The organism is Streptomyces sp. NPDC002004 (assembly GCF_053593975.1).
Map to the genome: position 1 here is coordinate 26763 of NZ_JBSFDP010000041.1, position 26734 is coordinate 53496.

The 26734-nt window shown below is 72.2% G+C and carries 22 protein-coding genes and 1 pseudogene; 17 read left to right on the plus strand and 6 right to left on the minus strand.

Annotated features, from left to right (window positions below; genetic code table 11):
- Positions 1-181 precede the first annotated feature (181 nt).
- The 7 genes from ACWCP6_RS33190 to ACWCP6_RS33220 all read left to right on the plus strand — a co-directional run bounded on the left by ACWCP6_RS33190 (position 182) and on the right by ACWCP6_RS33220 (position 9533).
- Entirely contained in the window at positions 182-2845 is a 2664-nt protein-coding gene (locus ACWCP6_RS33190; RefSeq protein WP_450936327.1) for a beta-N-acetylglucosaminidase domain-containing protein, read from the plus strand.
- Positions 2846-3108: 263 nt separating this feature from the next.
- Positions 3109-4086, plus strand: a complete 978-nt coding sequence (locus ACWCP6_RS33195) for an NADPH:quinone oxidoreductase family protein (RefSeq protein WP_450936328.1) — start codon at positions 3109-3111, stop codon at positions 4084-4086.
- On the plus strand, positions 4083-5264 hold the full coding sequence (locus tag ACWCP6_RS33200; protein WP_450936329.1) for an acyl-CoA dehydrogenase family protein: 1182 nt from the start codon (positions 4083-4085) through the stop codon (positions 5262-5264). Before ACWCP6_RS33195 ends, ACWCP6_RS33200 begins: the two co-directional genes overlap by 4 nt.
- Positions 5261-6403: an acyl-CoA dehydrogenase family protein gene (locus tag ACWCP6_RS33205; RefSeq protein ID WP_450936330.1), complete on the plus strand. Its 1143-nt coding sequence runs from the start codon at positions 5261-5263 to the stop codon at positions 6401-6403. Before ACWCP6_RS33200 ends, ACWCP6_RS33205 begins: the two co-directional genes overlap by 4 nt.
- A 195-nt stretch (positions 6404-6598) precedes the next feature.
- A complete protein-coding gene (locus tag ACWCP6_RS33210; protein WP_450936331.1) occupies positions 6599-7468 on the plus strand; it encodes a phosphatidylinositol-specific phospholipase C/glycerophosphodiester phosphodiesterase family protein in 870 nt (289 codons plus the stop codon).
- A gap of 151 nt (positions 7469-7619) precedes the next feature.
- A complete protein-coding gene (locus ACWCP6_RS33215; protein ID WP_450936332.1) occupies positions 7620-7814 on the plus strand; it encodes a hypothetical protein in 195 nt (64 codons plus the stop codon).
- Between the two features lie 141 nt (positions 7815-7955).
- Positions 7956-9533: a hypothetical protein gene (locus tag ACWCP6_RS33220; RefSeq protein ID WP_450936333.1), complete on the plus strand. Its 1578-nt coding sequence runs from the start codon at positions 7956-7958 to the stop codon at positions 9531-9533.
- A gap of 6 nt (positions 9534-9539) precedes the next feature.
- Here ACWCP6_RS33220 and ACWCP6_RS33225 read toward each other — a convergent pair whose 3' ends face one another.
- Complete coding sequence (locus ACWCP6_RS33225; RefSeq protein WP_450936334.1) at positions 9540-10778, minus strand: phosphodiester glycosidase family protein; 1239 nt, start codon at positions 10776-10778, stop codon at positions 9540-9542.
- A gap of 77 nt (positions 10779-10855) precedes the next feature.
- Positions 10856-11224 carry a DUF779 domain-containing protein gene (locus ACWCP6_RS33230; protein WP_450936335.1) on the minus strand — a complete coding sequence of 123 codons (369 nt, stop codon included), beginning with the start codon at positions 11222-11224 and terminating at the stop codon, positions 10856-10858.
- Between the two features lie 364 nt (positions 11225-11588).
- Here ACWCP6_RS33230 and ACWCP6_RS33235 point away from each other — a divergent pair, with 364 nt between their 5' ends.
- The 3 genes from ACWCP6_RS33235 (at position 11589) to ACWCP6_RS33245 (ending at position 13280) form a co-directional block, all read left to right on the plus strand.
- Positions 11589-12110 (plus strand): MarR family winged helix-turn-helix transcriptional regulator, encoded by a 522-nt coding sequence (locus ACWCP6_RS33235; RefSeq protein ID WP_450936336.1) that lies wholly within the window; start codon positions 11589-11591, stop codon positions 12108-12110.
- A gap of 91 nt (positions 12111-12201) precedes the next feature.
- Complete coding sequence (locus ACWCP6_RS33240; protein WP_450936337.1) at positions 12202-12945, plus strand: dienelactone hydrolase family protein; 744 nt, start codon at positions 12202-12204, stop codon at positions 12943-12945.
- 62 nt (positions 12946-13007) lie between these two features.
- A complete protein-coding gene (locus ACWCP6_RS33245) occupies positions 13008-13280 on the plus strand; it encodes a DUF6295 family protein (RefSeq protein WP_450936338.1) in 273 nt (90 codons plus the stop codon).
- Between the two features lie 41 nt (positions 13281-13321).
- Here ACWCP6_RS33245 and ACWCP6_RS33250 read toward each other — a convergent pair whose 3' ends face one another.
- Positions 13322-14797 carry an APC family permease gene (locus tag ACWCP6_RS33250; protein ID WP_450936339.1) on the minus strand — a complete coding sequence of 492 codons (1476 nt, stop codon included), beginning with the start codon at positions 14795-14797 and terminating at the stop codon, positions 13322-13324.
- 186 nt (positions 14798-14983) lie between these two features.
- Here ACWCP6_RS33250 and ACWCP6_RS33255 point away from each other — a divergent pair, with 186 nt between their 5' ends.
- From ACWCP6_RS33255 to ACWCP6_RS33270, 4 genes are all read left to right on the plus strand, one after another.
- Entirely contained in the window at positions 14984-16189 is a 1206-nt protein-coding gene (locus tag ACWCP6_RS33255) for an ROK family protein (RefSeq protein ID WP_450936340.1), read from the plus strand.
- A 155-nt stretch (positions 16190-16344) separates the two neighbouring features.
- The gene (locus ACWCP6_RS33260) at positions 16345-19086 is read left to right on the plus strand and encodes a glycoside hydrolase family 2 protein (RefSeq protein WP_450936341.1); all 2742 of its coding nucleotides are present in this window, start codon (positions 16345-16347) and stop codon (positions 19084-19086) included.
- A gap of 163 nt (positions 19087-19249) precedes the next feature.
- A complete protein-coding gene (locus ACWCP6_RS33265) occupies positions 19250-20458 on the plus strand; it encodes a T4 RnlA family RNA ligase (protein WP_450936342.1) in 1209 nt (402 codons plus the stop codon).
- 2 nt (positions 20459-20460) lie between these two features.
- Complete coding sequence (locus tag ACWCP6_RS33270) at positions 20461-21375, plus strand: phosphatase domain-containing protein (protein ID WP_450936343.1); 915 nt, start codon at positions 20461-20463, stop codon at positions 21373-21375.
- Positions 21376-21446: 71 nt separating this feature from the next.
- Here the strand turns inward: ACWCP6_RS33270 and ACWCP6_RS33275 are convergent, their stop codons facing one another.
- Both ACWCP6_RS33275 and ACWCP6_RS33280 read right to left on the minus strand, forming a co-directional pair.
- Complete coding sequence (locus ACWCP6_RS33275; RefSeq protein ID WP_450936344.1) at positions 21447-22439, minus strand: CU044_5270 family protein; 993 nt, start codon at positions 22437-22439, stop codon at positions 21447-21449.
- A complete protein-coding gene (locus ACWCP6_RS33280; RefSeq protein WP_450936345.1) occupies positions 22432-23001 on the minus strand; it encodes an RNA polymerase sigma factor in 570 nt (189 codons plus the stop codon). The genes ACWCP6_RS33275 and ACWCP6_RS33280 overlap by 8 nt, the downstream gene beginning before the upstream one ends.
- Positions 23002-23187: 186 nt before the next feature.
- Here ACWCP6_RS33280 and ctaD point away from each other — a divergent pair.
- The 3 genes and pseudogenes from ctaD to ACWCP6_RS33295 all read left to right on the plus strand — a co-directional run.
- Positions 23188-24834 (plus strand): annotated as a pseudogene (gene ctaD, locus ACWCP6_RS33285) (aa3-type cytochrome oxidase subunit I); the annotation flags it as partial.
- Positions 24831-25193 carry a hypothetical protein gene (locus ACWCP6_RS33290; RefSeq protein ID WP_450936346.1) on the plus strand — a complete coding sequence of 121 codons (363 nt, stop codon included), beginning with the start codon at positions 24831-24833 and terminating at the stop codon, positions 25191-25193. The pseudogene ctaD and the gene ACWCP6_RS33290, both read left to right, overlap by 4 nt.
- A gap of 359 nt (positions 25194-25552) precedes the next feature.
- Positions 25553-26227: a hypothetical protein gene (locus ACWCP6_RS33295; protein ID WP_450936347.1), complete on the plus strand. Its 675-nt coding sequence runs from the start codon at positions 25553-25555 to the stop codon at positions 26225-26227.
- 162 nt (positions 26228-26389) lie between these two features.
- Here ACWCP6_RS33295 and ACWCP6_RS33300 read toward each other — a convergent pair.
- Positions 26390-26734 (minus strand): transglycosylase SLT domain-containing protein (locus ACWCP6_RS33300; protein ID WP_450936348.1); only part of this gene is annotated, 345 nt, incomplete at its 5' end.

The window sequence follows — 26734 nt, forward strand, 5'->3', positions numbered from 1 at the left end:
CAACACGGCCGACTGCTTGGACATCCCCGCGCGGTCGGTGCAGGGACCATTGACATGCCCTCAGAACCCTGGTGAATTCCGGGGCGTTCTGTTGCGCGCCGGATTTCCGGTGTCCAAGGTGCTCGGGCGCGCGAGAGGTGCCACCGCGCCCGAGGTGCCCCATGGCTCCCCTGGAGGACATGTGACGCTCCGTCCGCCCCGTTCCGCCGTCCTCGGCGCGATCTGCGCGATCGCCGCCGCCCCGCTTGCCGTTAAGGCCCCGGCCGCCGCCGCCCCGCCGGGCCCCCGCACGGTCGCCCCGCCGGCCATCACCCCGGCCCCGCGGTCCGAGCAGGCCCGCGACGGTTCCGTCACGGTCACCCCCACCGTGACGCTGGTCGCCGGGCCGCACACCGACGCCTCCGCCCTCGACGTCACCGAGGGGGCCCTGCGCAGCGCCGGCGCGGCGCGGATCGTACGAGGCGAGGCCCCGCGGGACGGGCGGCTCACCGTGTACGTCGGCGGGTCCGACGAGACCCCGCAATCCGCCGGAGCGCTCGGCGCCCTCGGCCTCGACGGGCCCGGCCAACTGCCGTCCGGGGGGTATGTCCTCGGCGTCGGCGACCACCGGATCGTCCTGTCCGGGGTCGACACGGCGGGCACCTACTACGCGGCCCAGTCGCTGCGCCAGGTGCTGCCGCACCGTGCGGGGCCGGGCGCGCAGGTGCGCGGGCTCGCGGTCCGCGACTGGCCCGCGACACCCGTCCGCGGGGTCATCGAAGGGTTCTACGGCACCCCCTGGTCGCACCGGGCGCGCCTGGACCAGCTCGACTTCTACGGCGAGCACAAGATGAACATCTACGTGTACTCACCGAAGGACGACCCCTATCTGCGCGAGAAGTGGCGCGACCCGTACCCCGCCGCACAGCTCTCCCGGATCAAGGAGCTGGTGGACCGGGCCCGGGCCCGGCACGTCGAGTTCACCTACGCCCTCTCGCCGGGACTCTCCGTCTGCTACAGCTCCGACGCCGAGGTGAAGGCCCTCGTCGACAAGTTCCAAAGCATCTGGGACATCGGTGTGCGCAGCTTCGCGGTGCCGCTGGACGACATCAGCTACACCCACTGGAACTGCCCCGAGGACCAGGCGAAGTGGGGCACCGGCGGAGGCGCGGCCGGCGCCGCGCAGGCCCATCTGCTCAACCGCGTCAACCAGGAGTTCATCGCCGCCCATCCGGGCGCCCAGCCCCTGCAGATGGTGCCGACCGAGTACTACGACGTCACCCCGTCCGTGTACAAGAAGGCGCTGGCCGACCAGCTCGACAAGGACGTCCTGGTCGAATGGACGGGTATCGGGGTCATCGCGCCGACGATGACCGTCGCGCAGGCCGACCAGGCCCGCACGGTCTTCGGGCACCCCATCCTCACCTGGGACAACTACCCGGTGAACGACTACGTGCCGAACCGCCTGCTGCTCGGGCCCTTCACAGGACGCGAGCCCGGCCTCGCCGAGCACCTGGCCGGGATCACGGCCAACCCGATGATCCAGCCGTACGCGTCGAAGCTCGCGCTGTTCACCGTCGCCGACTACACGTGGAACGACCGCGCCTACGATCCGCGCACGTCCTGGAGCGCGGCGCTCGACGAACTGGCCGGCGGCGACCGGCGTGCCGCATCCGCCCTGCGGACCTTCGCCGACGCGAGCTACGGATCGCGGCTGAACCCGCAGCAGGCGCCCGAGCTGTCCGCGGCGTTCGCGCGCTTCTGGGAGGACGGCGACGCCGGGCGGCTCGACCGGACGCTCGAGGAGTTCGGAGCCGCGCCCGGCGTGCTGCGGGACCGGCTGCCCGACCGCGGCTTCCTGGACGACGCGGCACCCTGGCTGGACGCCGCCACCGCCTGGGCCGCCGCCGACCGGACCGCGCTGCGGATGGTGCGGGCCGCACGCGACGGGGACGGCGCCACGGCCTGGGCGCTGCGGGGGCGGCTGCCGGGTCTCGTGCAGAAGGCGAAGTCCTTCCAGACGACGAAGCCGGACGGTACCGAGGTCCCGGTCCTCGTCGGGGACGGCGTGCTGGACGGCTTCGTCGACGACGCGCTCGCCGAGCACGACCGGCTGCTCGGCGTGCCGGGCCGGGCGAAGGCCACCAGCAGCCTGGGCACCTACCAGGACAACGCGGTCGGGCGCATGACCGACGGCGACGACGCCACGTACTACTGGAGCAATGAGGCGCCCGGAGCCGGCGACGCGGTCACGCTCGACCTGCGCTCCGCACGCGACCTGGGCAGGGTCACGCTGGCGATGGGCAAGCCGGGCAGCCCGGACGACTATCTGCACGACGGTGTGCTCGAGTACTCCTCCGACGGGACGACGTGGCACCGGCTCGCCGAGTTCTCCGGCCGGCCGGAGGTCACGGCGACGGCGCCGGACGGCGTGCGGGCCCGGTATGTGCGGGCCCGGGCCACCAAGGCCCAGGACTACTGGCTGGTCGTACGGGAGTTCCGCGCCGGCGCCGCGGGAGCGAGTGTCACCGGGGGCCCGCCCGCAGCCCCCGGCAGCTCCCTTGCCGCGGCGGCGGACGGCGACCCGGACTCGGCGTACCGCGCGCAGCGCGCGCCGGAGTCCGGCGAGTCGCTGACGGTCGCCCTGGGCGGGTCGGTACCGCTGGCGTCGCTCACGGTCCTCCAGCCGGAGGGCCGGGCCGTCCGCGCGACGGTGCAGATCCGTACGGCCGACGGGTGGCGCGGCGTGGGTGAGGTGTCGCACCCGTACGACAGACTGCGGGTCGCGGCGAGCGCCGATGCGGTGCGCCTGCTCTGGCACAGCGGGGCCGGGGCGCCGCAGATCTCCGAGATCGTCCCGGGCTGATCGACCGCGGGGCCGCGCGGGCTCCGGCGGAGACCGACGGATTCTGCGCCGCTCGCGGCGGAGGGCGGGCGGGCGGTGCCCCCGGCGCCGCCCGCACCGCCGCTCCCGGATGGGCGCGCATCGAGGGCCGGCGCTTTCCGCGGCGGGGCGGCGGACCGGAAGCGACGCACCCCGCCGACTGTTCCCATTCGGGCAAGCGACCGCTTAGTATGCGGTGGACCGGTACCCCGGACACGTCAGAACGCCCCCGGCGAGGAGGCCGCATGCAGGCATGGCAAGTGCACCGGAACGGCGAGCCGAGCGAGGTGATGCGGCTCCAGGAGGTCGAGAGGCCAGTGCCCGGCGATGGCCAGGTCCTGCTCAAGGTGCGGGCCGCGAACATCAACTTCCCGGACGCCCTGCTGTGCCGCGGGCAGTACCAGATCACACCCCCGCTGCCGTTCACCCCCGGCGTGGAGATCTGCGCCGAGACCGAGGACGGCCGGCGCGTCATCGCGAACCCCGCGCTCCCGTACGGCGGGTTCGCCGACTACGCAGTGGCGGACGCCCGGGCCCTGCTGCCCGCGCCGGACGCCCTCGACGACGCCGAGGCGGCGGCGCTGCACATCGGCTACCAGACCGGCTGGTTCGGACTGCACCGCCGAGCGCAGCTGAAGGACGGCGAGACCCTGCTGGTGCACGCCGCGTCGGGCGGCGTCGGCAGCGCAGCAGTCCAGCTCGGCAAGGCGGCCGGCGCCACGGTCATCGGGGTCGTCGGCGGCGAGCACAAGGCGAAGATCGCCCGCGACCTCGGCTGCGACGTCGTCGTCGACCGCCGCAGCGACGACATCGTGGCCGCCGTGAAGGAGGCCACCGGCGGCCGGGGCGCGGACGTGGTCTACGACCCCGTGGGCGGCGACGCGTTCACGAAGTCCACGAAGTGCATCGCCTTCGAGGGACGGATCGTCGTCGTCGGGTTCACCAGCGGCACCATCCCGGCCCCCGCCCTCAACCACGCGCTGGTGAAGAACTACTCGATCCTCGGCCTGCACTGGGGCCTGTACAACACCAAGGACCCGCGCGCCGTGCTCGCCTGCCACGAGCGGCTGACCGAGCTGGCCGCGCAGGGCGCCATCAAGCCCCTCGTCAGCGAACGCGTCCCGCTCACGGGCGCCGCCGACGCCGTGCAGCGCGTCGCGGACGGCGTCACGACGGGCCGCCTCGTCGTGGTTCCCGACCTCCAGGAAGGAACGGCCGCATGACCGACGCCGCCGATCTGCGCCGCCGCACCCAGGAGCTGCTGGCCGCGCACCCGCCCGCCACCACCGACCCCACCGACTTCCTGAAGGCCCGTTTCGACGCGGGCCTCGCCTGGGTGCACTACCCGCAGGGCCTCGGCGGCCTCGGCGTGCCCCGCTCCCTCCAGGCCGTCGTCGACGCCGAACTGGAGGCCGCGCAGGCCCCCGACAACGACCCGCGCCGGATCGGCATCGGCCTGGGCATGGCCGCCCCGACCATCCTCGGCTTCGGCACCGAGGAGCAGAAGCACCGCTTCCTCAAGCCCCTGTGGGTCGGCGAGGAGGTGTGGTGCCAGCTCTTCAGCGAGCCCGGCGCCGGCTCCGACCTCGCCGCGCTCGGCACGCGCGCAGTGCGGGAGGGCGACAGCTGGGTGATCAACGGGCAGAAGGTGTGGACCTCCAGCGCCCATCTCGCCCGCTGGGCGATCCTCATCGCCAGGACCGACCCGGACGTGCCCAAGCACCGCGGCATCACCTACTTCATCTGCGACATGACCGACCCGGGCGTCGAGGTGCGGCCGCTGCGGCAGATCACCGGTGAGGCCGAGTTCAACGAGGTGTTCCTCACCGACGTCCGCATCCCCGACGCGCACCGCCTCGGCGAGGTCGGCGACGGCTGGCGGGTCGCCCAGACGACGCTCATGAACGAACGCGTCTCCATCGGCGGCATCCGCATCCCGCGCGAAGGCGGCATGATCGGCCCCGTCGCCGCGGCCTGGCGCGCCCGCCCCGAGCTGCGCACCCACGACCTGCACCAGCGGCTGCTCACCCTGTGGGTGGAGGCCGAGGTCGCCCGGATCACCGGCGAGCGGCTGCGTCAGCAGCTCGTCGCGGGCCAGCCCGGCCCCGAGGGCTCCGCCATGAAGCTCGCCTTCGCCCGCCTCAACCAGGAGATCAGCGGCCTGGAGGTGGAACTCCTGGGCGGCGAAGGGCTGCTGTACGACGACTGGACCATGCGGCGCCCGGAGCTCGTCGACTTCACCGGCCGTGAGGCGGGCTACCGCTATCTGCGCTCCAAGGGCAACAGCATCGAGGGCGGGACCAGCGAGGTCCTGCTCAACATCGTCGCCGAACGCGTCCTCGGCCTGCCGCCCGAGCCCCGCACCGACAAGGACGTCGCCTGGAAGGACCTGGCCCGATGACCGACGCCGCCGCGCCCGACCTGCTCTACTCCGAGGCCGAGGACGACCTCAGGGCCGCCGTGCGCGCCCTGCTGGCCGACCGCGCCGACCCGCAGGCCTTCCTGGCCCGTGCCGAGACTCCCTCGCCCGGGCAGGAGGGACGCCCAACGCCCCACGACCCGCGGCTGTGGCAGTCGCTCGGCGCGGAGATGGGGCTCGCCGGGCTGCTCGTCCCGGAGAAGCTCGGCGGCCAGGGCGCCACGCACCGCGAGGCCGCCGTCGTGCTGGAGGAGATCGGGCGGTCGGTCGCCCCGGTCCCCTTCCTGACCAGCTCCGTGATCGCCACCGAGGTGCTGCTCGCACTCGACACGGCCGACGCGGAGGTGGCCGCCCTGCTGCGCGACCTCGCCCAGGGGACCAGGACGGCGGCGCTGACCGTGCCGTTCTCGTCCGGCCCGGACACGGTGCGCCTCCCGGACACGCTCGCCGGCACGGTGACCGCGGTCGCCGACGCCGCCACCGCCGACGTCCTGCTCGTGCCGACCGGCGAGGGCCTGTACGCCGTCGACGCCTCCCGCGCCGCCGTCGACCCCCTCACTCCGCTCGACCTGACGCGCCCGCTCGCCGCCGTGCGTCTCGACGGCGCCGGGGGCACCATGCTCACCGCCGACCCGGGGCGCACGCGCGAGGCCGTACGACGCGGGCTGCTCGCCGGCGCCGGGCTGCTCGCCTCCGAGCAGCTGGGCGTCGCCGAATGGTGCCTCACCGAGACCGTGGCGTACACCCGGGACCGCAAGCAGTTCAACCGGTCCGTCGGATCCTTCCAGGCGCTGAAGCACCGTATGGCGCAGCTGTGGCTGGAGACCGTGCACGCCCGCGCCGCCGCCCGCAACGCCGCCGACGCCCTGGCCACCGGCAGCCGGGGGCACCTCCCTGGGGGAGAGATCCCCCTCGCGGTGGCCGTCGCCCAGGCCTATGTCTCGCGCGTCGCCGTCCATGTCGCGGAGGAGTGCATCCAGCTCCACGGCGGCATCGGCATGACCTGGGAACACCCCGCCCACCTCTACCTCAAGCGTGCCAAGTCGTCCCAGCTGGCCCTGGGTTCGGCGGGCGACCACCGCGCGACGATTGCGGAGCTCGCCGACCTCCGGGCGCCATGACCCGCAGCGGGGCGACCGCGGGGTCCGCCGCGAACCGGGCGGCGGACGGGACGGGCGCGCGCGGACCCCGCAGCGCCGTCCACAGGTGAACCGAGGCGGGCCATCCGGCCAACTCGTCGTCTTCGCCGGCCTCTTGAGCCGTACGGGACCCCATACTCGCTGGGGTCCCGTACGGCACTCACCGGGAGGCAGAGCATGGCCCCAACCACCCGCCGCAGAGCCCTCACCGCCCTCGGCGCCGCCCTGGCCGGCACGGTCGCGGCCCCCTCCGTGTACGCACGGGCGGCCGACCGGGGCCACCGCGGGCCGCGTCCCCTGCGCCGCGCCCACGCACACAACGACTACGAGCACCCGCGGCCCCTCTTCGACGCCCTGGACCACCGGTTCGGCAGTGTGGAGGCCGACATCCACCTCGTCGACGGGCAACTCCTCGTCGCCCACGACCCGGTGGACCTGGACCCGACCCGCACCCTCGAATCGCTCTACCTCGAACCGCTCGCCGCCCGGATCGAGGCCAACCACGGCTGTGTCTACCGAGGTTGGCGCACCCCGCTGCACCTCCTCGTCGACATCAAGACGGAGGGTGCGTCGACGTATCTCGCGCTGGACCGCCACCTCCGGCCGTACCGGCACCTGTTCACGGCGTACGCGCACGGCAGGGTGCATCCGGGGGCCGTCACCGCCGTGATCTCCGGCGACCGCGCGGCACGCGGACCGATGGCGGCGCAGCGGGTGCGGCACGCCTTCTACGACGGGCGGCTCACCGACCTGGGAACCGCGGCGCCGGCCTCCTTCATGCCGCTCATCAGCGACAACTGGACGCTGAACTTCACCTGGCAGGGCACGGGCCCGATGCCCCCCGCCGAACGCGACAAGCTGCGCGGCGTCGTCGCCACCGCCCACGCCCGAGGACAGCGGATCCGCTTCTGGGCCACCCCGGACCGGCCGGGACCGGACCGTGACGCGCTGTGGTCCGAACTGCTCACCGCCGACGTCGACTTCCTCAACACCGACGACCTGGCGGGACTCGAATCGTTCCTGGACGCCCACGACAGGGCCCGGTGACCCCGGGCCCGGCCCGGGAACGCACCCGCCCGGCGTGGTCACACGCAGTCAACACACGTTCGGAGGACACGTCACTCGCCCGGACGGCCCCTCCGCTGCGCCACACTTGCGGCCGAACGCCGCGGTATCGACGCGGCGGAGGAGGGTGATGATGGCCATTTCCATTTCCGTGGTGCTGCTGCTTCTGATCCTGGCGGTGGTCTTCATGCGCAACGGCGCGCTGAAGCTCTCGCACGCGATCGTGTGCGTCCTGCTCGGCTTCTACCTGGCGAGTTCCAGCATGGCGCCGACCATCCACAACGGCCTCACGGCGACGGCGGACATCGTCGGCAGCCTCAAGCCGTAGCCGGGCGGGCGCACTTCACGGAGGCATCGCTCCAGGTCGTTGCGGGTTCGTGAACAAAGCTCGCTTTTCCATGGACACTTCAAGGGCTCCGGCCTAGGGTCTGCCGCGGCGCGACCCTGCCGTACGCACCCGAGGAGTCCGATGTCCCTGTCGACCGGAGCGGTGAGCCGTGCGCTCGCGCTGACCCTGACCCTGACGGCCGCGTCGTTCGCCGCGCCCGCGCAGGCGGACGAGATACCGAGGGCGCCCGGGCACCGGCTGGTCGAGGGGTACGCGGGCGCGCCCGCCGTGCCGCGCCCGGTCCCCGGCGAACAGCCGCCCCGTGACCCGCACCTGGCACCGAACGGCCGCAGCGGCATGCACGCCGACGCCTGGGGCAGCGCGACCTACCCCTGGAACGGCCCCCTCGGCAGGAGCCCGCAGGTCACCAGCGAGCGGATGGCTCTGCTCGGCGGTGAGTGCGCGACCGTCACCTTCGACCGCGCCGGCCGGATCGTCACCGTGTGCGGCACCTTCAAGGGCTTCCTGGTCAAGCTGCTCGACCCGGTGTCGCTGAAGACTCTGGCCGAGTACCAGCTGCCGCAGCGGCCGTCGACCGTCGAGGCGATCACCCGGCTGGACTTCTCCAAGATCTTCAAGGACACCTCGGGCGGCGCCTACGCGTACCTCGACGACGAGGACCGGCTCGTCCTCGCCGACTCCCGTCAGCACATCCTGCGACTCGCCCACGAGCAAACCCCCGACGGCACCTGGAAGTTCGTCGTCACGGACGACTGGGACCTCGGCGCACAGGTGCCGCACTCCTGTGTGACCTGGACCGATCTGCACCCGAGCGGTGAATGCGACCCCGTGACCTCCGTCATGCCCGACTGGGACGGGCGCATCTGGTGGGTGACCCGTCAGGGACGCGTCGGCACGGTCGACCCCGCGACGGGCACGATCCGCTCGGTCCGACTGGACGGTGAGGAGATCCAGAACTCGTTCTCGGTCTCCGACGACGCGGTGTCCATCGTCTCGGACCACGCCCTCTACAGTTTCCGCGCCGACGCCGACGGAACACCGCGGATCGTCTGGCGGGAGACGTACGACCGGGGGACGGGCACCAAGCCCGGCTCGGTCGACCAGGGTTCGGGCACCACGCCCGACGTGTTCGGGCCGGGCGGCAAGTACGTCGCGATCACCGACAACGCCGACGACCGCATGAACGTCCTCGTCTACCGCAGCGGCGCCCACGTGCCCGAAGGAAAGCGTCCGGTCTGCAAGGTCCCCGTCTTCGGCTCCGGTGCGTCCACCACCGACAACTCGCTGATCAGCTGGGGCAACAGCCTGGTCGTCGAGAACAACTACGGCTACGAGAACGTCACATCGCTCACCTTCGGGCGCAGCGTCGTCGGCGGCGTCACCCGGATCGACGTCCGGGAGGACGGCAGCGGCTGCGACACGGTCTGGGAGAGCGACGTCCGTTCCCCGTCGACCGTGCCGAAGCTGTCCACCGCCAACGGCCTGCTGTACGTCTACACGAAGGAGCCCAACTCGCTGGGCATCGACGCCTGGTACCTCACGGCCGTCGACTTCCGCACCGGCGCGACCCGGTGGAAGCAGCTCGTCGGGACAGGGCTCCTGTACGACAACAACTGGGCGCCGATCACGCTGGGGCCGGACGGCACCGCGTACGAGGGGGTCTTCAACGGGCTCGTCGCGGTGCGGGACGGGGAGTAGCCCTCGTCAGCGTGCCCGGCCCGCGAACACCCCGATGCCGTCCGGCACCGGCCGTTCCGCGCCGCCGCTCGGATGGTTCAGCACCGAGACGGCGGCGGCGCCCGGCCTTCTGGCCACCAGGGTGCTCGAGCCGCCGCCGTCCACGTTGAAGGCGTCCTGCGCACCCAACTGCCGCATCAGAGAGGCCTCCTCGGCGACGGAGAGACCGGCGCGGAACCGCGGGGAGCCGTCGAGTGCGAGCAGCAGCACCCGCCGGCCGCGGTCGGCGATCCCCGCCACCGTGCGCACGGCGGAGGTGACACGGTCCAGGCCGGACAGCGGCGTGCCGTGCCGCAGCACCGGGTAGCCGCCGATCGCGAACCGCAGCGGGACGCGGGACGTGGCGGACAGCATGCGGTACCGCACCGCGACCCGGTCGCCCACCGACAGCCGGCGCAGCTCCCGGGCGCCCCCCTCACGGCCCACCAGCACCACCGTGCCCCTGGCGACGCGGCCGCTGCCGGGCGTGCCGGCGGTGGCCACCACACGGCCCCGCCGGACGGTCACCTCGTACGTCTTCGCACTGCACGGCGCCGCCCGGTCCGTGTCCGTACCGCAGACGGCACGTCGGCGGGAGACCTCGCCCCAGTCCGCGGTGAAGGCGCCGACCGAACCGACCGGCAGCGCGTACTGGTTGAGCCCGCCGAGCCGGAACCGGTCCGCACGTGTGAGGACCGACCCGTCGAGCGTCAGCCGGTCGAGCCGCGCCCGGCCGTCGGTGCCCACGGCGAGGACGTCCTCCGTCGTGGAGCCGGGCGGCATGGCCGGACCGAACCGCTGGCCGTTCGGGACGGCGGACTTGAGGAGGCGGCCGCCGGCGATGGCGGGACCGACGGGCGCGCCGGTCGCCTTCACGCCCGGATGCTGGGTCTCCGTGATGTCGAAGAAGTCGCCGTTGACGCCGGCGACGGCGCGCTGCGCGTCGGCGAGCCGTGAGACGGGGGCCCGGGCCGCCACCACCGGCGGGTGGAGAAGGCCGATGCGGATGTGCGGATTGCGCAGGTCGACGCTCAGCAGATGTGCGTGCGCCGTCCCCCTTGCCCCCACGACGTCGAAGTCCCGGTACACCACGCCCGGTGCGATCTCCCGGCCGGCGGCCGCTACGGCACCGGCCGGGGCCGCCCCCTGCAGAGCGGCCCCGCCCAGTGCGCCGCATGCCGTGAGCACCGTGAGAAGTGCTCTGACCCGTCCGAATCCTCGTGCCACGGTCCCCTCCTGGAGGTCGCTCCCAACTGACCCTGTGCAGGGGGGAGTTCACCAGAGGCGGGGCGCCGCGCCCGTTGCTACGCGCCGACGAGCCGGGAACGGATCAGGAAACGTACACCTTCGGGTGCTTCCAGTGAGAAACCGCTGCCACGGCCCTCGACGACGTCCACGATCGGCCGGGTGTGACTCCACACCTCGTACTGGCTCCTCGACATCCAGAACCCCACCGGCGCCGCCACGCCCTCGACCGCCAGCTCCGCGAGCAGCACGTCCGACGCGCCGGTGCGGAACTCGCCCTCCGGGTAGCACATGGGGGCGCTGCCGTCGCAACACCCGCCGGACTGATGGAACATGAGCGGTCCGTGCGCCCGGCTCAGCCGGCGCACCAGCTCGGCGGCGGCAGGCGTCAGCTCCACACGTGCGGCGTCGTCCCCAGCGTCGTTCACGATCGCTCCTCGGCCGGCCCGAAACGAATGCGGTGGACCAGTCAACGGGGTGCCACGTTGCGAAGAGGTTGCACGGCGGGCGACGGGCCCGTGGCAGGGGCGGCGGCGGGCCCCGGCCGGATTCCCCGCCGCCCCTGGCCGCGGCACCGGCGCGGGCATAGATTGGTTGAAGTCAAGCAAGTGAATGCCCCGAGGGAGCGTGTCCCGTGGGAAGCGGCTTTGCTGGACCGACCGGCCCGGAACCCGCCGTCCGCCGTGCCCCGGGCGAGCACGGGAACGACGGGGCGCGCGCCGTGCGGGCGGATGCGGCGCCCGGGCGGCGGACGGATCCGCCGCACGGCACGGACGAACCGTAGGAGCCGTCATGACGGACCTGCCGCACGGGCCGCACCGCGACGCACCGACGCCGGACCCCGTCGACGCCGAGCTGGCGGGCCGGCTGCGCGCCGCGATCCAGCACCTGATGCCCGTGCTGCGCAGCCACCGTGCCCATCCCGACCTCACCCCGAGCCGGCTGGCCGCCCTGGCGGTCCTCGACGAGCGGAGTCCGCTGCGCATCAGCGAGCTGGCGGAGCGAATGGGGATCGCCCTGTCCACGGCCTCCCGCCTGGTGGACCTCCTCGTCGGCCACGGCTGGATCGAGCGGCAGCCCGACCCGGCAGACCAGCGGGCGAGCCTCGTCGGCCTCACCGCGGCGGGACACACCCTCCTCGCCGCGGTGCGCCGCGACACCGGCAGCCGGCTCGCCCAGGAGGTCGCGGCACTGCCACCGGACCTGCGGCGGCAACTGCGGGACGCCCTGCCGGCACTGGAATCCCTGGCCGCCCGGGCCCGCGCCTCCCGGCTGCCGGCCCCGCGCCCGGCCCACCGGAGCCCACGGCGCTGACCCAGCCCCCGACCCGAACACCCCGACGGGAGGAACCCCCGGCACTCACGGAAGCCGACCGCACCACCACCGCACAGCACAGGGGACGCCCATGGACGACGCACTGCTCGCCGAGACCGTGACGATCACCGGCCACGACGGCGACCCGATCGAGGCGTACTCCGCCCGGCCGCTCACCCCACACCCCGCCGGGGGCGTCGTGGTGATCCACCACATGCCGGGCTACGACGCACCCACCAAGGAGATCACCCGCCGGTTCGCGGCCGAGGGCTTCGCCGCGGTCTGCCCCAACCTCTACAGCCGCGAAGCACCCGGAGCCACCCCCGACGACGCGGCCGCCGCTGCGCGGGCCCGCGGCGGCGTCCCCGACGAACGCCTGGTCGGAGACGTCGCGGGCGCCGCGCAGTACCTGCGCGTGCTGGCCTCGTCCGGCTTGCGGGTCGGCACGATCGGCTACTGCTCGGGCGGCCGTCAGTCGGTCCTGGCCGCCTGCAGTCTGCCGTTGGAGGCCGCCGTCGACTGCTACGGCGCCTTCGTCACCGCCCCGCCGCCCGACGGCTTCCCCCTCCGGGTGCAGCCGCTGACCCCGCTCCTGGGACAGCTGTCCTGCCCGCTGCTCGGTCTGTTCGGGGCCGAGGACCGTCATCCCTCACCCGAGGAGACGGAGGAACTGGCCCGGGAACTCACGGACCACGCCAAGGACCACGAGTTCCACACCTACCCCGACGCGGGGCACGGCTTCTTCGCCGTCGACCGGCCCGGCTACCGCCCGCAGGCCGCCACCGACGGCTGGCGGCGCGTCCTGGAGTTCTTCGGGCGACACCTGAATGGGTGACCCCGATGGCCGCGCCCCGGCGCCGTCCCGCGGCCGGCCGAGTACGAGCGTGAGGAGCCATCATGTGCACGTACCGGACCTGCACGACCCCGGTCGAAGGCAGCGGCAAGGGCAGCGGAGGCTACTTCGCGCTCACGGAGGCGATGGTCTACGTCGACCATCCGCAGCACGCCCCCTACGAACACACCGTGAACATCGACTTCCTCAACCCGTCGCTCGGTCCCGCGGCGCGGGTGGCGGTCGAGCTCACGGAGGAGGCGGCCCTCGCGCTCGTCGACGCGGTGCGCAGCGCGCTCGCCGCCGCCCCGCCCGGACTGGCGGCCACCCGGCCCTGACCCAGCCGACCCGTCACCCTGCGCCCCGGCGGCTCAGAACCTCAGCTGTTCGCCTCGCAGGCCGGCGCGGCACCCTCCGCCACTTCCGCCCCGAGGCCCTCCGCACGGAATCCGGCGATCTCGCGCGGTCCGAAGGGCCACACCTTTTCGTACGCCGACCAGCCGAGGAAGGCGACGCAGCCGAGGCCGACCCAGGCCAGCGACCACTCGATGGGGTGGCGGCCGGGGGCGTTCCGGTCCGCGTACCCGTAGATCACCAGCCAGCCGACGAGGGCGACCAGGCTCGGCAGCGGGTACAGCCACATCCGGTACGGGCGGTGAAGTCCCGGCTGCCGCTTGCGCAGCACGGTCACCGCGGCGATCTGCGCGAGCGCCTGGACGAGCACCATCACGGTGGTGAGCAGCTGGATCAGCGTGACCAGGTCCGTGTGGCGGCCGATGAGGAAGCCGGCGGCCGTCACCACACCCATGGTCGCCAGGCCCAGGACCGGGAACCCGTGCCGCGGGTGCATCTTCGCGTAGGAGCGGAAGAACACCCGGTCGCGCGCGGCGTCGTACGGCACCCGGGAGCCGCCGAGCAGCCCGGCGAACACGGAGGCGAAGGCGGTCACCAGGATGAGCACGGTGACGACGTTCGCGGCGCCCTTGCCCCAGGTCGCCTCGAGGACGGCGGAGGCGACCGACGTCGACGCGATGTCCTTGGGATCCAGCATCCGGTGCCAGTCGAGCACACCGAGGGCGCCGACCTGGAGCAGCAGGTAGATCGCCATGATGCCCAGGATCGAGTGGACGATCGACCGCGGGAGCGTGTGGCCCGGGTCCTTGATCTCGGCACCCATGTACGCCGTGGTGTTGTAGCCGAGGTAGTCGTAGATCCCGATGGTCAGACCCGCGGCGAAGCCGGTCCAGAAGTGCGTTCCGGTGACCGCGAAGGCGTTCGGGGGGTAGTCGAAGGCCAGACCCGCATGGAAGTGGGTGACGGACGCGACGATCACCAGGGCGACGGCGGCGATCATCACCCCCCACATCACGGTGGTGATCCTGGCGATGTGCGCGATGCCCCGCCACAGCAGCAGGACCACCAGCGCGATCACCCCGAGGCCGATGAGGTCACCGGCCGTTCGGCCGAGGTCCGGAGCCAGATAGCCGAGGTACTGGACGAAGCCGACGACGCCCGTGGACATGATCAGCGGGATGAAGAGCATGGCCGTCCAGACGAAGAGGAACGGCATCAGCCGCCCGGTGCGGTACTGGAACGCCTGGCGCAGATACACATAGCTGCCCCCCGACCCGGGCAGCGAGGCCCCCAGCTCCGCCCAGACCAGGCCGTCGGCGAGTGCGAGCAACGCGCCGGCGATGAACCCCACCACGGCCTGCGGGCCGCCGAACGCCGCGACCATCAGGGGGATGGTCACGAACGGGCCGATGCCGCACATCTGGCTCATGTTGATCGCCGTCGCCTGGAACAGTCCGATCCGGCGGGCGAAGCCGCCGCTCGCGGGCGGTGATCCGGACATGGGGTCTCCCTGGGAGCGATGGACTGATCCGGTCCGATTAAGTTAAGAACCCTTACATGACTCGTCAAGGGTCCGCGGGAAGGCGCGCAGTAGGGTCCCGCCGCTCCCGGCGAACCGCACCGCCGCACGCCGTCCGGCGCTCCGGGCCCTTCGGCCCCCGCCCGGCGCATACAGGAGAATGATCCGATGACCGCCAGTGACGCGGGTGCTTCGCAGCCCTGGAACCCACGACGACAGCGCAGCGCGAACGAGCGGCTGCTGCTGGACCGGCTGCGCCTCGGCGGCCCCGCGTCACGCGCCCAACTCGCCCGCGACACCGGCCTGTCCAAGCCCACGGTCTCCAGCGCGCTCGCCGCCCTCGAACAGGCCGGACTGGTCCGCGAGGCGGGCACCCACGCGCCCGGGCGCGGCCGGGCCGCCGTGCTGTACGCCCCGGACCCGACCGCCGGCTACGCCCTCGGCATCGACATCGGCCGGGCCTGGCTGCGGGTCGCACTCGCCGACCTCGACGGCGCCGTCGTCGCCCGCTCCGAGGTCCGCAACCAGGCGCGCACCTCGGCCACCCTGGCCGACCTGGTCGTCATTACGGCCCGTCAGCTGGTAGTGGCGTCAGGGGTGGACCCCCACAGGGTCGCCCAGGCCGTGGTCGGCAGCCCCGGCGTCTACGACGAGGCCACCCGGCGGGTGCGCCACGCCCGCAACCTGCCCGGCTGGGGCCGGCCGGGGCTCTTCGACCGCATACGCGACGGGCTCGGCGTCCCCGTCGCCGTGCACAACGACGCCAACCTCGCCGCGCTCGGCGAATACACCTTCGGGGCCGGCGCCGGCAGCAGGCTCTTCGTCTACGTGCTGATCGGGACCGGGCTCGGCATGGGCGTGGTCAGCGAGGGCCGGCTCTTCACGGGGGCCCACGGCGGCGCCGGGGAGATCGGCTTCCTCCCCTGGGGGGACCGGCCACGGCCGGACACCGCGCGGGCGGGCGCCGACACCGGGCCGCACGGATCCGACGCCGAGGCGGCGGTGTCGGCGGACGCCGTGGTCCTGGCCGCGCGTGCTCACGGCATGACCGGCCCGCTCACCGCCAAGGACGTCTTCGACGCGGCACGCGCCGGAACCCCCGCCGCGGTCCGGGCGGTCGAGGAGGAGGGCGAACGCCTGGCCCGTGTCGTCGCGGCCGTCGCCGCCGTGCTCGATCCCGACCTCGTCGTCCTCGGCGGAGGCGTCGGCCACAGTGCCGACCTGCTGCTGCGCACCGTGCGCCGCACCCTGCGCACCCTGACCCCGCAGCGCCCCGAGGTGGCGCCGAGCCGGCTGGGGGAGGAGGCGGTGCTGCTGGGTGCGGTGGCGACCGCACTGGACGCCGCCCGGGACGTGGCGTTCACCCGGCGCTGACCGCGCACACTCGTCCGGGCGATGCCCCGCACGGGCGCCCCGCGCCGGGACTCACGCTCCTCGTTGCCCTCTCCGGCGCGGCCGGTCGGTTAAGTTAAGGCTCGTTACTTGAGCTCGTGCACGCGGATGTCCGACCAGCCCCCTCGGAGACCACCGTGTTCCAACGCCCTGTCCGGATCAACAGGAGCGCGTCGGGCCTGACCGTGCTCGGCCTGCTGTGCGCCGCGGCGACCGGCACGTGCACCGCGGAGCCCTCGCCCCGAACGGACTTCGTCCCCACGGTGACCAGCGTCGCGGGGACACCGGGAAGCACGACCGCGCTGTCCGGATACGCCATCCAGTCGACGGCCAAGGTCTCCGACCCGGCCGCCGCCGTCTCCGCCCCCGGCTACCAGGCCGCCGGCTGGTACCCGGCGGGGCCGCGGTCCACCGTGCTCGCGGCCCTGCTCGCCCGCGGCACGTACCCCGACCCGTTCCACTCCACGAACCAGAAGCGCATCCCTGCCGCCGACTTCGCCGTTCCGTGGTGGTACCGCTCCGACTTCACCGTCGCCGACACCTCCGCACGCACCTATCTGGACTTCAGCGGAGTGATGTCCGCGGCCGACGTGTTCGTCAACGGCCGGCAGGTCGCCACCGCGGCCTCGGTCGCCGGTGCCTACACGCACCACGAACTCGACGTCACCGACCTGGTGCGGTCCGGCACCAACACCGTCGCCTTCCGGATCCAGCCGAACAACCCCCGCAAGCACTTCACCATGGGGTGGCTCGACTGGCTGCAGCCGCCGCCGGACGAGAACATGGGCATCGTCCGCGATGTGCTCGTCCGCCGCGGGGGGCCGATCGCGCTGCGCGACGCCCATGTCACGACCGGCCTCGCTATGCCGTCCATGGCCTCGGCGGACCTGACGGTCAAGGCGCAGGTGCGCAACGACTCGGCCCGCACCGTCACCGCCACCGTGTCCGGCACCGTCGGCGCGGACCGGGATCCCGGAGCGCAGATCGCCTTCCGGCAGAGCGTCACCCTCCTCGCCCACGAGAAGAAGACGGTGACCTTCACCCCGGCCGGCGATCCGCAACTGCACCTGAACCGGCCGCGTGTGTGGTGGCCCGCCGGAATGGGCGCCCAGGACATGTACGGCCTGGACCTGAGGACCACCGTGTCCGGCACCGTCTCCGACACGGTCCACCGCAGCTTCGGCATCCGCGATGTGAAGGCACCGCTCAACGACGACGGCGCCCGCCAGTACTACGTCAACGGCCGCCCGCTGCTCATCAGGGGCGGCGGCTGGTCCCCGGACGAGTTCCTGCGCTGGGACCGCACCTACGTGGAGGACCGCCTCAAGTACGCGCTGGACCTGGGCCTGAACACCCTCCGCCTGGAGGGGCACATCGAACCGGACGAGTTCTTCGACCTCGCCGACCGCCGCGGGATCCTCACACTGCCGGGCTGGGAGTGCTGCGACAAGTGGGAGGGCGAGTTCAACCCCAACGAGTCCGGCGAGAAGTGGACCAGCGCCGACTACCCGATCGCCAAGGCCTCCATGGCCGCCGAGGCGGCACGCCTGCGCGACCACCCCAGCGTCATCTCCTTCCTCATCGGCAGCGACGCCGCGCCGAACCAGAAGATCGAAAAGGGGTACGTCGACGCCCTGAAGGCGTCCGACTGGCCCAACCCGGTGGTCCCCGCCGCATCGGACAAGTCGGCCCCGCTGACCGGACGTTCGGGGATGAAGATGACCGGCCCCTACGACTGGGTGCCGCCGGGATACTGGTACAACAAGCGCGAGGGCGGAGCCACCGGATTCAACTCCGAGACCAGCGCGGGCCCCGACATCCCCACCCTCGACACCCTGCGCCGCATGATGTCGCCGGCCGAGCTCGACACCCTCTGGAGGGACCCCTCGGCCCAGCAGTACCACCGCTCGCCGTCGAAGAACTTCAACACGCTCAAGCTGTACGACGACGCCCTGGCCGGCCGCTACGGACCCCCGAAGAGCCTCGACGACTACGTGCGCAAGGCGCAGCTCGCCCAGTACGAGATCGTGCGGGCGCAGTACGAGGCGTACGCGCGCAACGCCAAGGACGCGTCGAAGCCCTCCACCGGAGTCATCTACTGGATGTTCAACAGCGGATGGACCTCCCTGCACTGGCAGCTCCTCGACCGCTTCATGGACCAGGGCGGCGCCTACTTCGGCGCGAAGAAGGCGAACGAGCCGCTGCACATCCAGTACTCCTACGACGACCGCACCGTGGCGGTCGTCAACAGCCGGCCCGAACCGGCGTCCGGCCTGAGCGCCTGGGTGACCCTCTACAACACCGACGGCACCGAGAAGTACGACCGCAGCGTCTCCGGACTCGACGTCGCGGCCGACGGCGCGCGGACCACCGCGCTGACCGTCCCGGCGTCGGTGACCGGACTGTCCCCCACCTATCTGGCCCGGCTGATCCTCACCGACGCCTCCGGCAAGGAGGTGAGCCGCAACGTCTACTGGCTCTCCACCAAGGCCGACGTCCTCGACTACGGGGCCTCCGACTGGAAGCACACGCCCACCACCGCCTACGCGGACCTCAAGGGCCTGAACTCCATGGCGCGCACGACCGTCTCCGCCACCGCGGCGACGGCCACCGGCGGCGACGGAACCTCCACGACCACCGTCACCCTGACCAACACCGGCACCGGGAACGCCCCGGCCCTGCTCACCGACCTCCACCTGGTGGATGTCCGCGGCCTGCCCGTCCTGCCCATCCGCTGGTCCGACAACCAGCTCAGCCTCTGGCCGGGCGAGTCGGCGACCGTGACCGCGACCTACCGGACCGCCGACCTCCGAGACTCCGCGCCACGGCTGCGCATCTCCGGCTGGAACACCCCCACCACCACCCTCCCCGCCGTCTGACCCCTTCGCGGAAGCGCCACGGCGCCCGGCCCGGACAGCACACGCCGTCCGGGCCGGGCGCTTTTGCGCGCCCCGAAGCGGACCCGGCCGGGCCCGCGGGTAATTCGGTGTCGGCCGGGGCCTCCCGCACGTGAGAATCGAGGCCCACGACCAGGAGGAACACATGACCGAGGCGACCCCGACCCTCCGCGAGCTGCTGCCGCCGCAGGAGCTGGCGGCGGCCCTCGAAGCAGGACACGTCACCCGCAAGGCGCACCCCGAACTGCCGCTGTCCATCTACACGTACACGAGGACGTGCCAGTACGAGGGCGCGTGGAACCGGGTGACCATCCGCTGCCGTGGTCTGGTCGTCGACGACACCACCGGTGAGATCGTCGCGCTTCCGCTGCCGAAGTTCTTCAACGTCGGGGAGCACGAGGCCGGCCGGCCGTACGCGCCGCCGCTCCCCGACGAGCCGTTCGAGGTGTACGACAAGGTGGACGGCAGCCTGGCGGTGGTCTTCCACTACGCCGGCCGGTGGCGGGTCGCGTCCAAGGGATCGTTCATCAGCACCCAGGCCACCTGGGCGCAGCGGCTGCTGGACCGCAAGGACACCTCCGCGCTGATCCCCGGCACGACCTACCTCGCCGAGATCCTCTACCCGCAGAACCGCATCGTCGTCGACTACGGCGACCGCCGGGACCTGGTGCTGTTCGCCGCCTTCGCCAAGGACGGCACGGAGACACCCCTCGCCGAGGCCGCCGGGGCCTGGCAGGGGATCGGTTCCGTCGTCACCGTCTGGCCGGCCATGCCGCTCGCCGAACTGAAGGCCCTGGCCGCGTCCGACCGGCTGCCCGACGGCCGGGCGGCCACGGGCACCGACGCGGAGGGCTTCGTGCTGCGCTTCGCCTCGGGCGTACGCGCGAAGGCCAAGCTCTCCGAGTACATGCGCCTGCACAAGGTGCTCACCGGGGTCACCGAGCGGGACATCTGGCGCGGCCACGGCATCCAGCGGTTCTCGGGCCTGCCCGTCAAGCAGGTGGCCCAGGCGCTGGGCTGCTCGGCGGCGGACATCGAGGCGTCCGGCGGCAAGCCCCTCGACGCGCTGCTCGACCAGGTTCCCGACGAGTTCGACGCCTGGGTGCGCGAGGTGATCGCCCGGATCGAGAGGGACGTGGCCGACCGCGAGCGGGCGATCGACGAGGCGTACCGGTCCGTCGCCCATCTCGCGGCCGACCGGGGTGCCTTCGCGCGGGCGGTCCGGGAACTGCCCGACGCGGCGGTCCGCCCCGCCATGTTCCTGCGCCTGGACGGGCGTCCGACCGAGTTCGTGACGTACCGTTCCGTGCGGCCCGAGGCGGCCGACCCGTTCAAGAACGACGAGGAGAACTGACCGTGCCCGTGGTACACGTCATGACGGGGCTGCCCGCATCGGGGAAGACGACCGCCGCACGCCGGCTGCAGACGGAGTCCGACGGCCGGATGCGCCGGGTGAACCTCGACGACCTGCGGACGATGCTGGACGTTCCGGCGCCCGAGCGCGGACGCTCGTTCGCGCACGAGCAGACCGTGCTGGCGATCCAGGACGCAGCGGTGCGGGCGGCCGTGGACGGCGGTTTCGACGTCGTCGTGGACAACACACATCTGACGCCGCACATACCCAAGCGTCTGAAGGCCGCGGTCGGCGGACACGCCGCCTTCGTCGTGCACGACTTCACCGACGTCCCGGTGGACGAGTGCATCCGGCGCGACGCCGAACGGGAGCGGTCCGTCGGTGAGGAGATCATCAGGCTCCTGGCCGACAAGCACACCCAGGCGAGGAAGGGCGGCTGGCGGCTCACCGAGGAGTGGCTGAACGACGAGGTCCCCGTCGCGCCGTACACCGCCGACCCCGCTCTGCCGGCGGCGGTGATGTGCGACATCGACGGCACCCTCGCCATCCGTGGCGACCGGGGTCCGTACGACTTCACCCGCTGCGAAGAGGACACGCTCAACGTCTCGGTGCGCGGTGCCCTGCGCTCCTTCCAGCAGGCCGACGGCGATGTCGTCGTCCTGCTCTCGGGCCGCGGTGAGGAGCACCGCGAGCGGACGGAGAACTGGCTGCGCCGGCACGAAGTGCCCTACGACGAGCTGTGGATGCGGGCCGCCGGCGACGGCCGCCGCGACGACGTGGTGAAGGCGGAACTCTTCGACCGGCACGTCCGGCACCGTTACGCGGTGCGTGTCTCCCTCGACGACCGCGACCGCGTCGTCGCCGTCTGGCGCCGGATGGGCCTGCCCACCTGGCAGGTCAACTACGGCAACTTCTAGCGGCACCGGGCGGACCCGGCCGGTGGTGCCCCGGCCGGGCGTCTCGTGCGGTGCGCCGGACGACGTCCGGCTCAGCGCATCCACGCGCTGTACTGCATGACGTCCCCGGCACGGACACCGAACTCGGGATCGTCCTCGGTGAACGTCATCTCCAGGCCGAGGACGGCCCCGGAGGACGGGTCCAGGATCACCATCCGGCGGGCCTCGCCGTGCGGGGGCGCCCAGACGTACGCCTGGCCCGGGCGGCCGAGCCGGTCCGTGACCGCGCCGAGCGGGCGCAGGTCCTTGGCGTCGGCCAGCACCCGGGCGAGGGCCGCCGACTCCCGGTCGCCGAGCGTCCAGTGGTTCAGCAGTTCCGACACCGTGTCCAGGAGCTCGCCGGTGGTCCCGTCGCCCGCGGGGTCCAGCTCGCCGAGATAGGCACGCAGCTTCGCGGGGTCGTGCGGCGGTGCCGCCTGCGGAGGGGCGTCGCTCCAACTCGGGGGGTAGCTGCGGCGGCTGAGCACTTTGCCGTCGTGGACGGTGCGCGGGGAGCCCTCGGTGTCGGTGTCCGCGATGACGGGCCTGCCCGGATGGAGCGGGTCCGTCGCCACGACCAGTTCGGTGTGGCTGTCGTCGGACTTCCAGCGTGTGATGCGCTCCTCGGGCACGGTGATCGGCGGCGACGCCCGGGGTGAGTCGGACATGGCCAGGCTCCACGACTGGACGTGGGTGCCCTTGACCAGACGGGACGAGCCGCCGTCCTGCCGGGCGGCGGCCGCGGCCCGCTCGGCCACCCGGTCCAGCGGTACCGGCGTCGACCCGGCCCGTGGCAGCAGCGGGCGAGGTGCCGCCACCGCGGGCGCGGTGCTCGGGCCCGCCAGTGTGAGGGCGAACGCGACCGCGCCGACGGCGGTCGCGGTCGCGGCGCCCCAGAGCAGACGTCGCATGCGCAGGCGTCGCCGGCCGTGCAGCAGCCGGTTGAGACGGCGTTCGGCGTCATGGTGGAGCGGCCGGTCGCGGAACCGCGCGTCGGTGACCGGCACCGGATTGGCCTCGCGCAGGAGGTCGAGTTCGTCAGCCATGGCCGGGGTCCTCCGAGAGGGTGGGGCGGTCCACTTCGGGTGCCGGGACCGCGGATGCGGTGGTGCGCATGCGGTCGATCTCGGCGCGCAGGCGGCGGCGGGCCCGGTGCAGGCGCATGGCCGCCGCCCGGCTGCCGCAGCCGAGGACCACGGCGACCTCGTCGACGGCCAGCTCCTCCCAGGCGGTGAGCCGAAGTACCTCCTGGTCCGCCGGCGAGAGCCGGTCCAGGGCTTCGTGCACCCAGGATCCGGGCGGTTCCGCGTCGGGACTGTCGACGGTCTGCCTGCCGGCCCGGGCCTCGTCGTGTGCGAGCCGTTCGACGAGCCGCCGCCGACGGCCCCAGCCGCGCACGGTGTTGGCCAGGCAGTTGCGTGCCACGCCGTACAGCCAGGGCAGGGGAGTGGCGGGCAGTTCCGACCGCCGCCGCCAGGCCACGGTGAACACCTCCGCCACCACCTCTTCCACCTCGTTGATCCGGCTGTCCAGTCGCCGCGCGACGTAGCGGCTGACCGCCCAGTAGTGCTCGCGATAGGCAGCGGCGAATGTCTCGTCGTTGCTCATGCTCTCCACGTGTCCGGCTCGGCCCCGATCGTCACACCCATGGACGTGATTCATGTCGCTCCGGCAGAGTGTGACGCCCCGGCGACGGCCGGACACAGGCGGGGCATGGAGAGCAACACGGTCATGATCCCGCCGCCGGCCCCAGCGCGCCGGCGAGCGCGCCGCCCCCGGTCCGCCGCACTGGGATGGCTGATCACCACGGACCACAAGAGGATCGGGGCGCTGTATCTGGTCACGTCGTTCGCGTTCTTCTGCATCGGCGGTGTGCTGGCGCTGTTCATGCGCGCCGAGCTCGCCCGGCCGGGTCTGCAGATCATGTCGAACGAGCAGTACAACCAGGCGCTCACGATGCACGGCACGATCATGCTGCTGATGTTCGCGACGCCGCTGTTCGCCGGGTTCACGAACTGGATCATGCCGCTGCAGATCGGTGCGCCGGACGTGGCGTTCCCGCGGCTGAACATGTTCGCCTACTGGCTCTACCTGTTCGGCTCGATGATCGCCGTGGGTGGCTTCCTCACCCCGGACGGTGCCGCCGACTTCGGCTGGTTCGCGTACTCGCCGCTGTCGGACGCGGTCCGCTCGCCGGGCATCGGCGCCGACATGTGGATCACGGGTCTGGCCCTCTCCGGCTTCGGCACCATCCTCGGCTCGGTCAACTTCATCACCACGATCATCTGCATGCGCGCTCCGGGCATGACGATGTTCCGTATGCCGATCTTCGTGTGGAACGTGCTGCTGACCGGTGTGCTGGCCCTGCTGGCCTTCCCGGTGCTGGCCGCCGCGCTGTTCGCCCTGGAGGCGGACCGCAAGTTCGGTGCGCATGTCTTCGACGCCGCCAACGGCGGAGCCCTGCTCTGGCAACACCTCTTCTGGTTCTTCGGCCATCCAGAGGTGTACATCATCGCGTTGCCCTTCTTCGGAATCATTTCCGAAGTCATCCCGGTGTTCTCACGCAAGCCGATGTTCGGCTACATGGGCCTGGTGGGCGCCACCATCGCGATCGCCGGTCTGTCCGTGACGGTGTGGGCGCACCACATGTACGTCACCGGCGGTGTGCTCCTGCCGTTCTTCTCCTTCATGACCTTCCTGATCGCGGTCCCGACCGGTGTGAAGTTCTTCAACTGGATCGGCACCATGTGGGGAGGTTCGCTGTCCTTCGAGACACCGATGCTGTGGGCTGTCGGCTTCCTGGTCACCTTCGCCTTCGGCGGTCTGACCGGCGTCATCCTGGCCTCGCCCCCGATGGACTTCCCTCTCTCCGACTCGTACTTCGTGGTGGCGCACTTCCACTACGTGCTGTTCGGCACCGTGGTGTTCGCGATGTTCTCCGGCTTCCACTTCTGGTGGCCGAAGTTCACGGGCAAGATGCTGGACGAGCGCCTCGGCAGGATCACCTTCTGGACGCTGTTCGTGGGCTTCCACGGCACGTTCCTGGTGCAGCACTGGCTGGGCGCCGAAGGGATGCAGCGGCGCATCCCCGACTATCTGTCCGTGGAAGGCCTGACCACCCTCAACACGGCGTCCACCGTCTTCTCCTTCCTCCTCGGTCTCTCCTTCCTGCCCTTCCTCTACAACGTCTGGAAGACCGCCAGGTACGGCAAGCCGGTCGGCGTGGACGACCCGTGGGGTTATGGCCGTTCGCTCGAGTGGGCGACGCCCTGCCCGCCCCCGCGGCACAACTTCCACACCCTGCCGCGGATCCGCAGCGAATCCCCGGCGTTCGACCTGCACCACCCGGAAGTGGCGGGCGTGTCGACGGCGTTGGCCCCCCGGGAACCGGACGGGTCCGGGGACGGGGGCGAGAGCGACCGCAGGGAGGCCCTGCGATGACGGTGCGCGACGGCGCCCCCGGCGACGGCACGCACGAGGTGCGCGTTCTCATCAACGAGATCGAGGGCCATCTGCTGCTCGAGGCCACCCGGGCGGAGGGGCGGGCGGCGGCCGTCCGCTTCGTGGACCGTCTCGGCTGGCCGACCGACTCGCAGCGCGAGGACATCGAGCGCCTCTATGCGGAGGAGTTCATGGAGACCAGCCGCCGGGCATGGCAGCACACGGCGCGGCGCGCGGCACAACTCGCCGCCGACTACCGGCGGAGGTACGTGCTGGCGCGGCGCCGCCTCACCGCCGGACTCCTCTGCGGTGCCGCCGCGCTGGTCACGCTGATGGCGTTGGCGGTGTGGACGGGGTGACCCGCAGTGGCCTCGGTGACTCGGACCGGTCGGCCCCTGGTGATCCGGACCGGGCGGCCCGGGGTGGCCCGGACCGGGCGGGCCCGGGCGGCGGGACAGGCTGCCGGGTCAGGCAGAACCAGCCGCCCACCGCAGCGTGTTCCGTGCGATGTCGACGCGGGTGACGCACGGTCAGTCCGCCCGATTGATCAACTTCCCTGCATCGGTGGGCTGTTGCGGGTTCCGATCTCCGTACGGAGCGTCGCTCCTTTGCCATTCCTTGGTGTAGTCTCGCGGACCGCAGGCGGTGGCTGACGCCCCTCCGGCACCGGAGACGGCTGCTGTCACCGACCCCCCAAGTAAGCCGAAAGGCACGAACCATGCTCAACAACCGTGTGGCGCGGCGCGTCAGCCGCGCACTGGCACTCTCGACGGCAGCCCTCGGAATAGTCGCCACCGCGGCCCTGCCGGCCGCGGCCGACGACGGTCCCACCCGGGACCAGCTCATGGCCGACTGCTCCTCCGGGGCCGGGAAGTGCACCTTCAACTCCCCCGAGCTGGGCAAGGCCTACCTCGGGGACTTCCGCCAGGTCTCCGACTCGCTCTACAACTGCAGCAGCTCACCCGCCACTCAGTCCATGACCTGGTCGGACACCGTGGGTTCCACGGACTCCGTCGGGGTCTCCGTCTCCGTCGGCGGAACCATCGCGGAACTCATCAACGTGAGCGTGACCGCCACCTACGACCACACCTGGTCGACTTCACACACCGACGGCGGTTCGCTGTCCATGTCGGTGCGCCCCGGTGAAGTGGGCTGGATCTCCCGCGCCCAGGTGATGCAGCAGGTGTCGGGCACCTGGCAGACCCACTACGACAGCCCCCAGTGGGGCCACTACTACTGGTTCATCCCGGACACCGTCACCGGTCCCGCGCCGAACGGCACCGACGGCAAGAAGAACGCCGTGATCGTCAAGAGCCGCAAGATGACCTCGGCGGAGCGCCGTTCGTGCTCGGCCGGCCTCCACAAGGGCAAGGCGTTCGTGCGCCAGAGCTGAACCCCGCCCCGGGGCCCGTGTCGCATCCCGGATCCGGGAAGGCGGACCTCCGTGTGAAGGACCGCCCGGCACGGGCGGAGCCGCACAGCCCGAAGGACCGGTGCCGGCAGCGTTGTTGCTGTCGGTACCGGTCCTTGTGCGTGCGGTGGGTGTGCCCGTGGGTCAGTAGGCGGAGTTGACGTTGTCGATGGACCCGTAGCGGTGGGCGGCGTAGTTGGCGGCCGCGGTGATGTTGGCGACGGGGTCGGTGAGGGAGTTGGCGGTGCCCGGGACGTGGTAGGCGTTGAAGGTCGGCTGGATGACCTGGAGCAGGCCCTTGGAGGGGGTGCCCTTCTGCGCGTTGACGTCGTAGTTGTTCTGGGCGTTGGGGTTGCCGCTGGACTCGCGCATGATGTTGCGGTGCAGGCCCTCGTAGGTGCCGGGGATGCCCTTGGCCTTCATGATGGCCAGGGACTGCTTGATCCAGCCGTCGAGGTTGTTGGCGTAGCCCTTGGCGGGGGTCTTCTG

What these genes read in the sequence shown, in the direction of transcription:
- ACWCP6_RS33250 (WP_450936339.1), bottom strand. Translation starts at nt 14,797, where the DNA reads ATGTCCGGATCACCGCCCGCGAGCGGCGGCTTCGCCCGCCGGATCGGA.
- ACWCP6_RS33200 (WP_450936329.1), top strand. Translation starts at nt 4,083, where the DNA reads ATGACCGACGCCGCCGATCTGCGCCGCCGCACCCAGGAGCTGCTGGCC.
- ACWCP6_RS33295 (WP_450936347.1), top strand. Translation starts at nt 25,553, where the DNA reads ATGCTCAACAACCGTGTGGCGCGGCGCGTCAGCCGCGCACTGGCACTC.
- ACWCP6_RS33195 (WP_450936328.1), top strand. Translation starts at nt 3,109, where the DNA reads ATGCAGGCATGGCAAGTGCACCGGAACGGCGAGCCGAGCGAGGTGATG.
- ACWCP6_RS33210 (WP_450936331.1), top strand. Translation starts at nt 6,599, where the DNA reads ATGGCCCCAACCACCCGCCGCAGAGCCCTCACCGCCCTCGGCGCCGCC.
- ACWCP6_RS33280 (WP_450936345.1), bottom strand. Translation starts at nt 23,001, where the DNA reads ATGAGCAACGACGAGACATTCGCCGCTGCCTATCGCGAGCACTACTGG.
- ACWCP6_RS33215 (WP_450936332.1), top strand. Translation starts at nt 7,620, where the DNA reads ATGGCCATTTCCATTTCCGTGGTGCTGCTGCTTCTGATCCTGGCGGTG.
- ACWCP6_RS33220 (WP_450936333.1), top strand. Translation starts at nt 7,956, where the DNA reads ATGTCCCTGTCGACCGGAGCGGTGAGCCGTGCGCTCGCGCTGACCCTG.
- ACWCP6_RS33265 (WP_450936342.1), top strand. Translation starts at nt 19,250, where the DNA reads ATGACCGAGGCGACCCCGACCCTCCGCGAGCTGCTGCCGCCGCAGGAG.
- ACWCP6_RS33255 (WP_450936340.1), top strand. Translation starts at nt 14,984, where the DNA reads ATGACCGCCAGTGACGCGGGTGCTTCGCAGCCCTGGAACCCACGACGA.
- ACWCP6_RS33235 (WP_450936336.1), top strand. Translation starts at nt 11,589, where the DNA reads ATGACGGACCTGCCGCACGGGCCGCACCGCGACGCACCGACGCCGGAC.
- ACWCP6_RS33290 (WP_450936346.1), top strand. Translation starts at nt 24,831, where the DNA reads ATGACGGTGCGCGACGGCGCCCCCGGCGACGGCACGCACGAGGTGCGC.
- ACWCP6_RS33205 (WP_450936330.1), top strand. Translation starts at nt 5,261, where the DNA reads ATGACCGACGCCGCCGCGCCCGACCTGCTCTACTCCGAGGCCGAGGAC.
- ACWCP6_RS33240 (WP_450936337.1), top strand. Translation starts at nt 12,202, where the DNA reads ATGGACGACGCACTGCTCGCCGAGACCGTGACGATCACCGGCCACGAC.
- ACWCP6_RS33275 (WP_450936344.1), bottom strand. Translation starts at nt 22,439, where the DNA reads ATGGCTGACGAACTCGACCTCCTGCGCGAGGCCAATCCGGTGCCGGTC.
- ACWCP6_RS33245 (WP_450936338.1), top strand. Translation starts at nt 13,008, where the DNA reads ATGTGCACGTACCGGACCTGCACGACCCCGGTCGAAGGCAGCGGCAAG.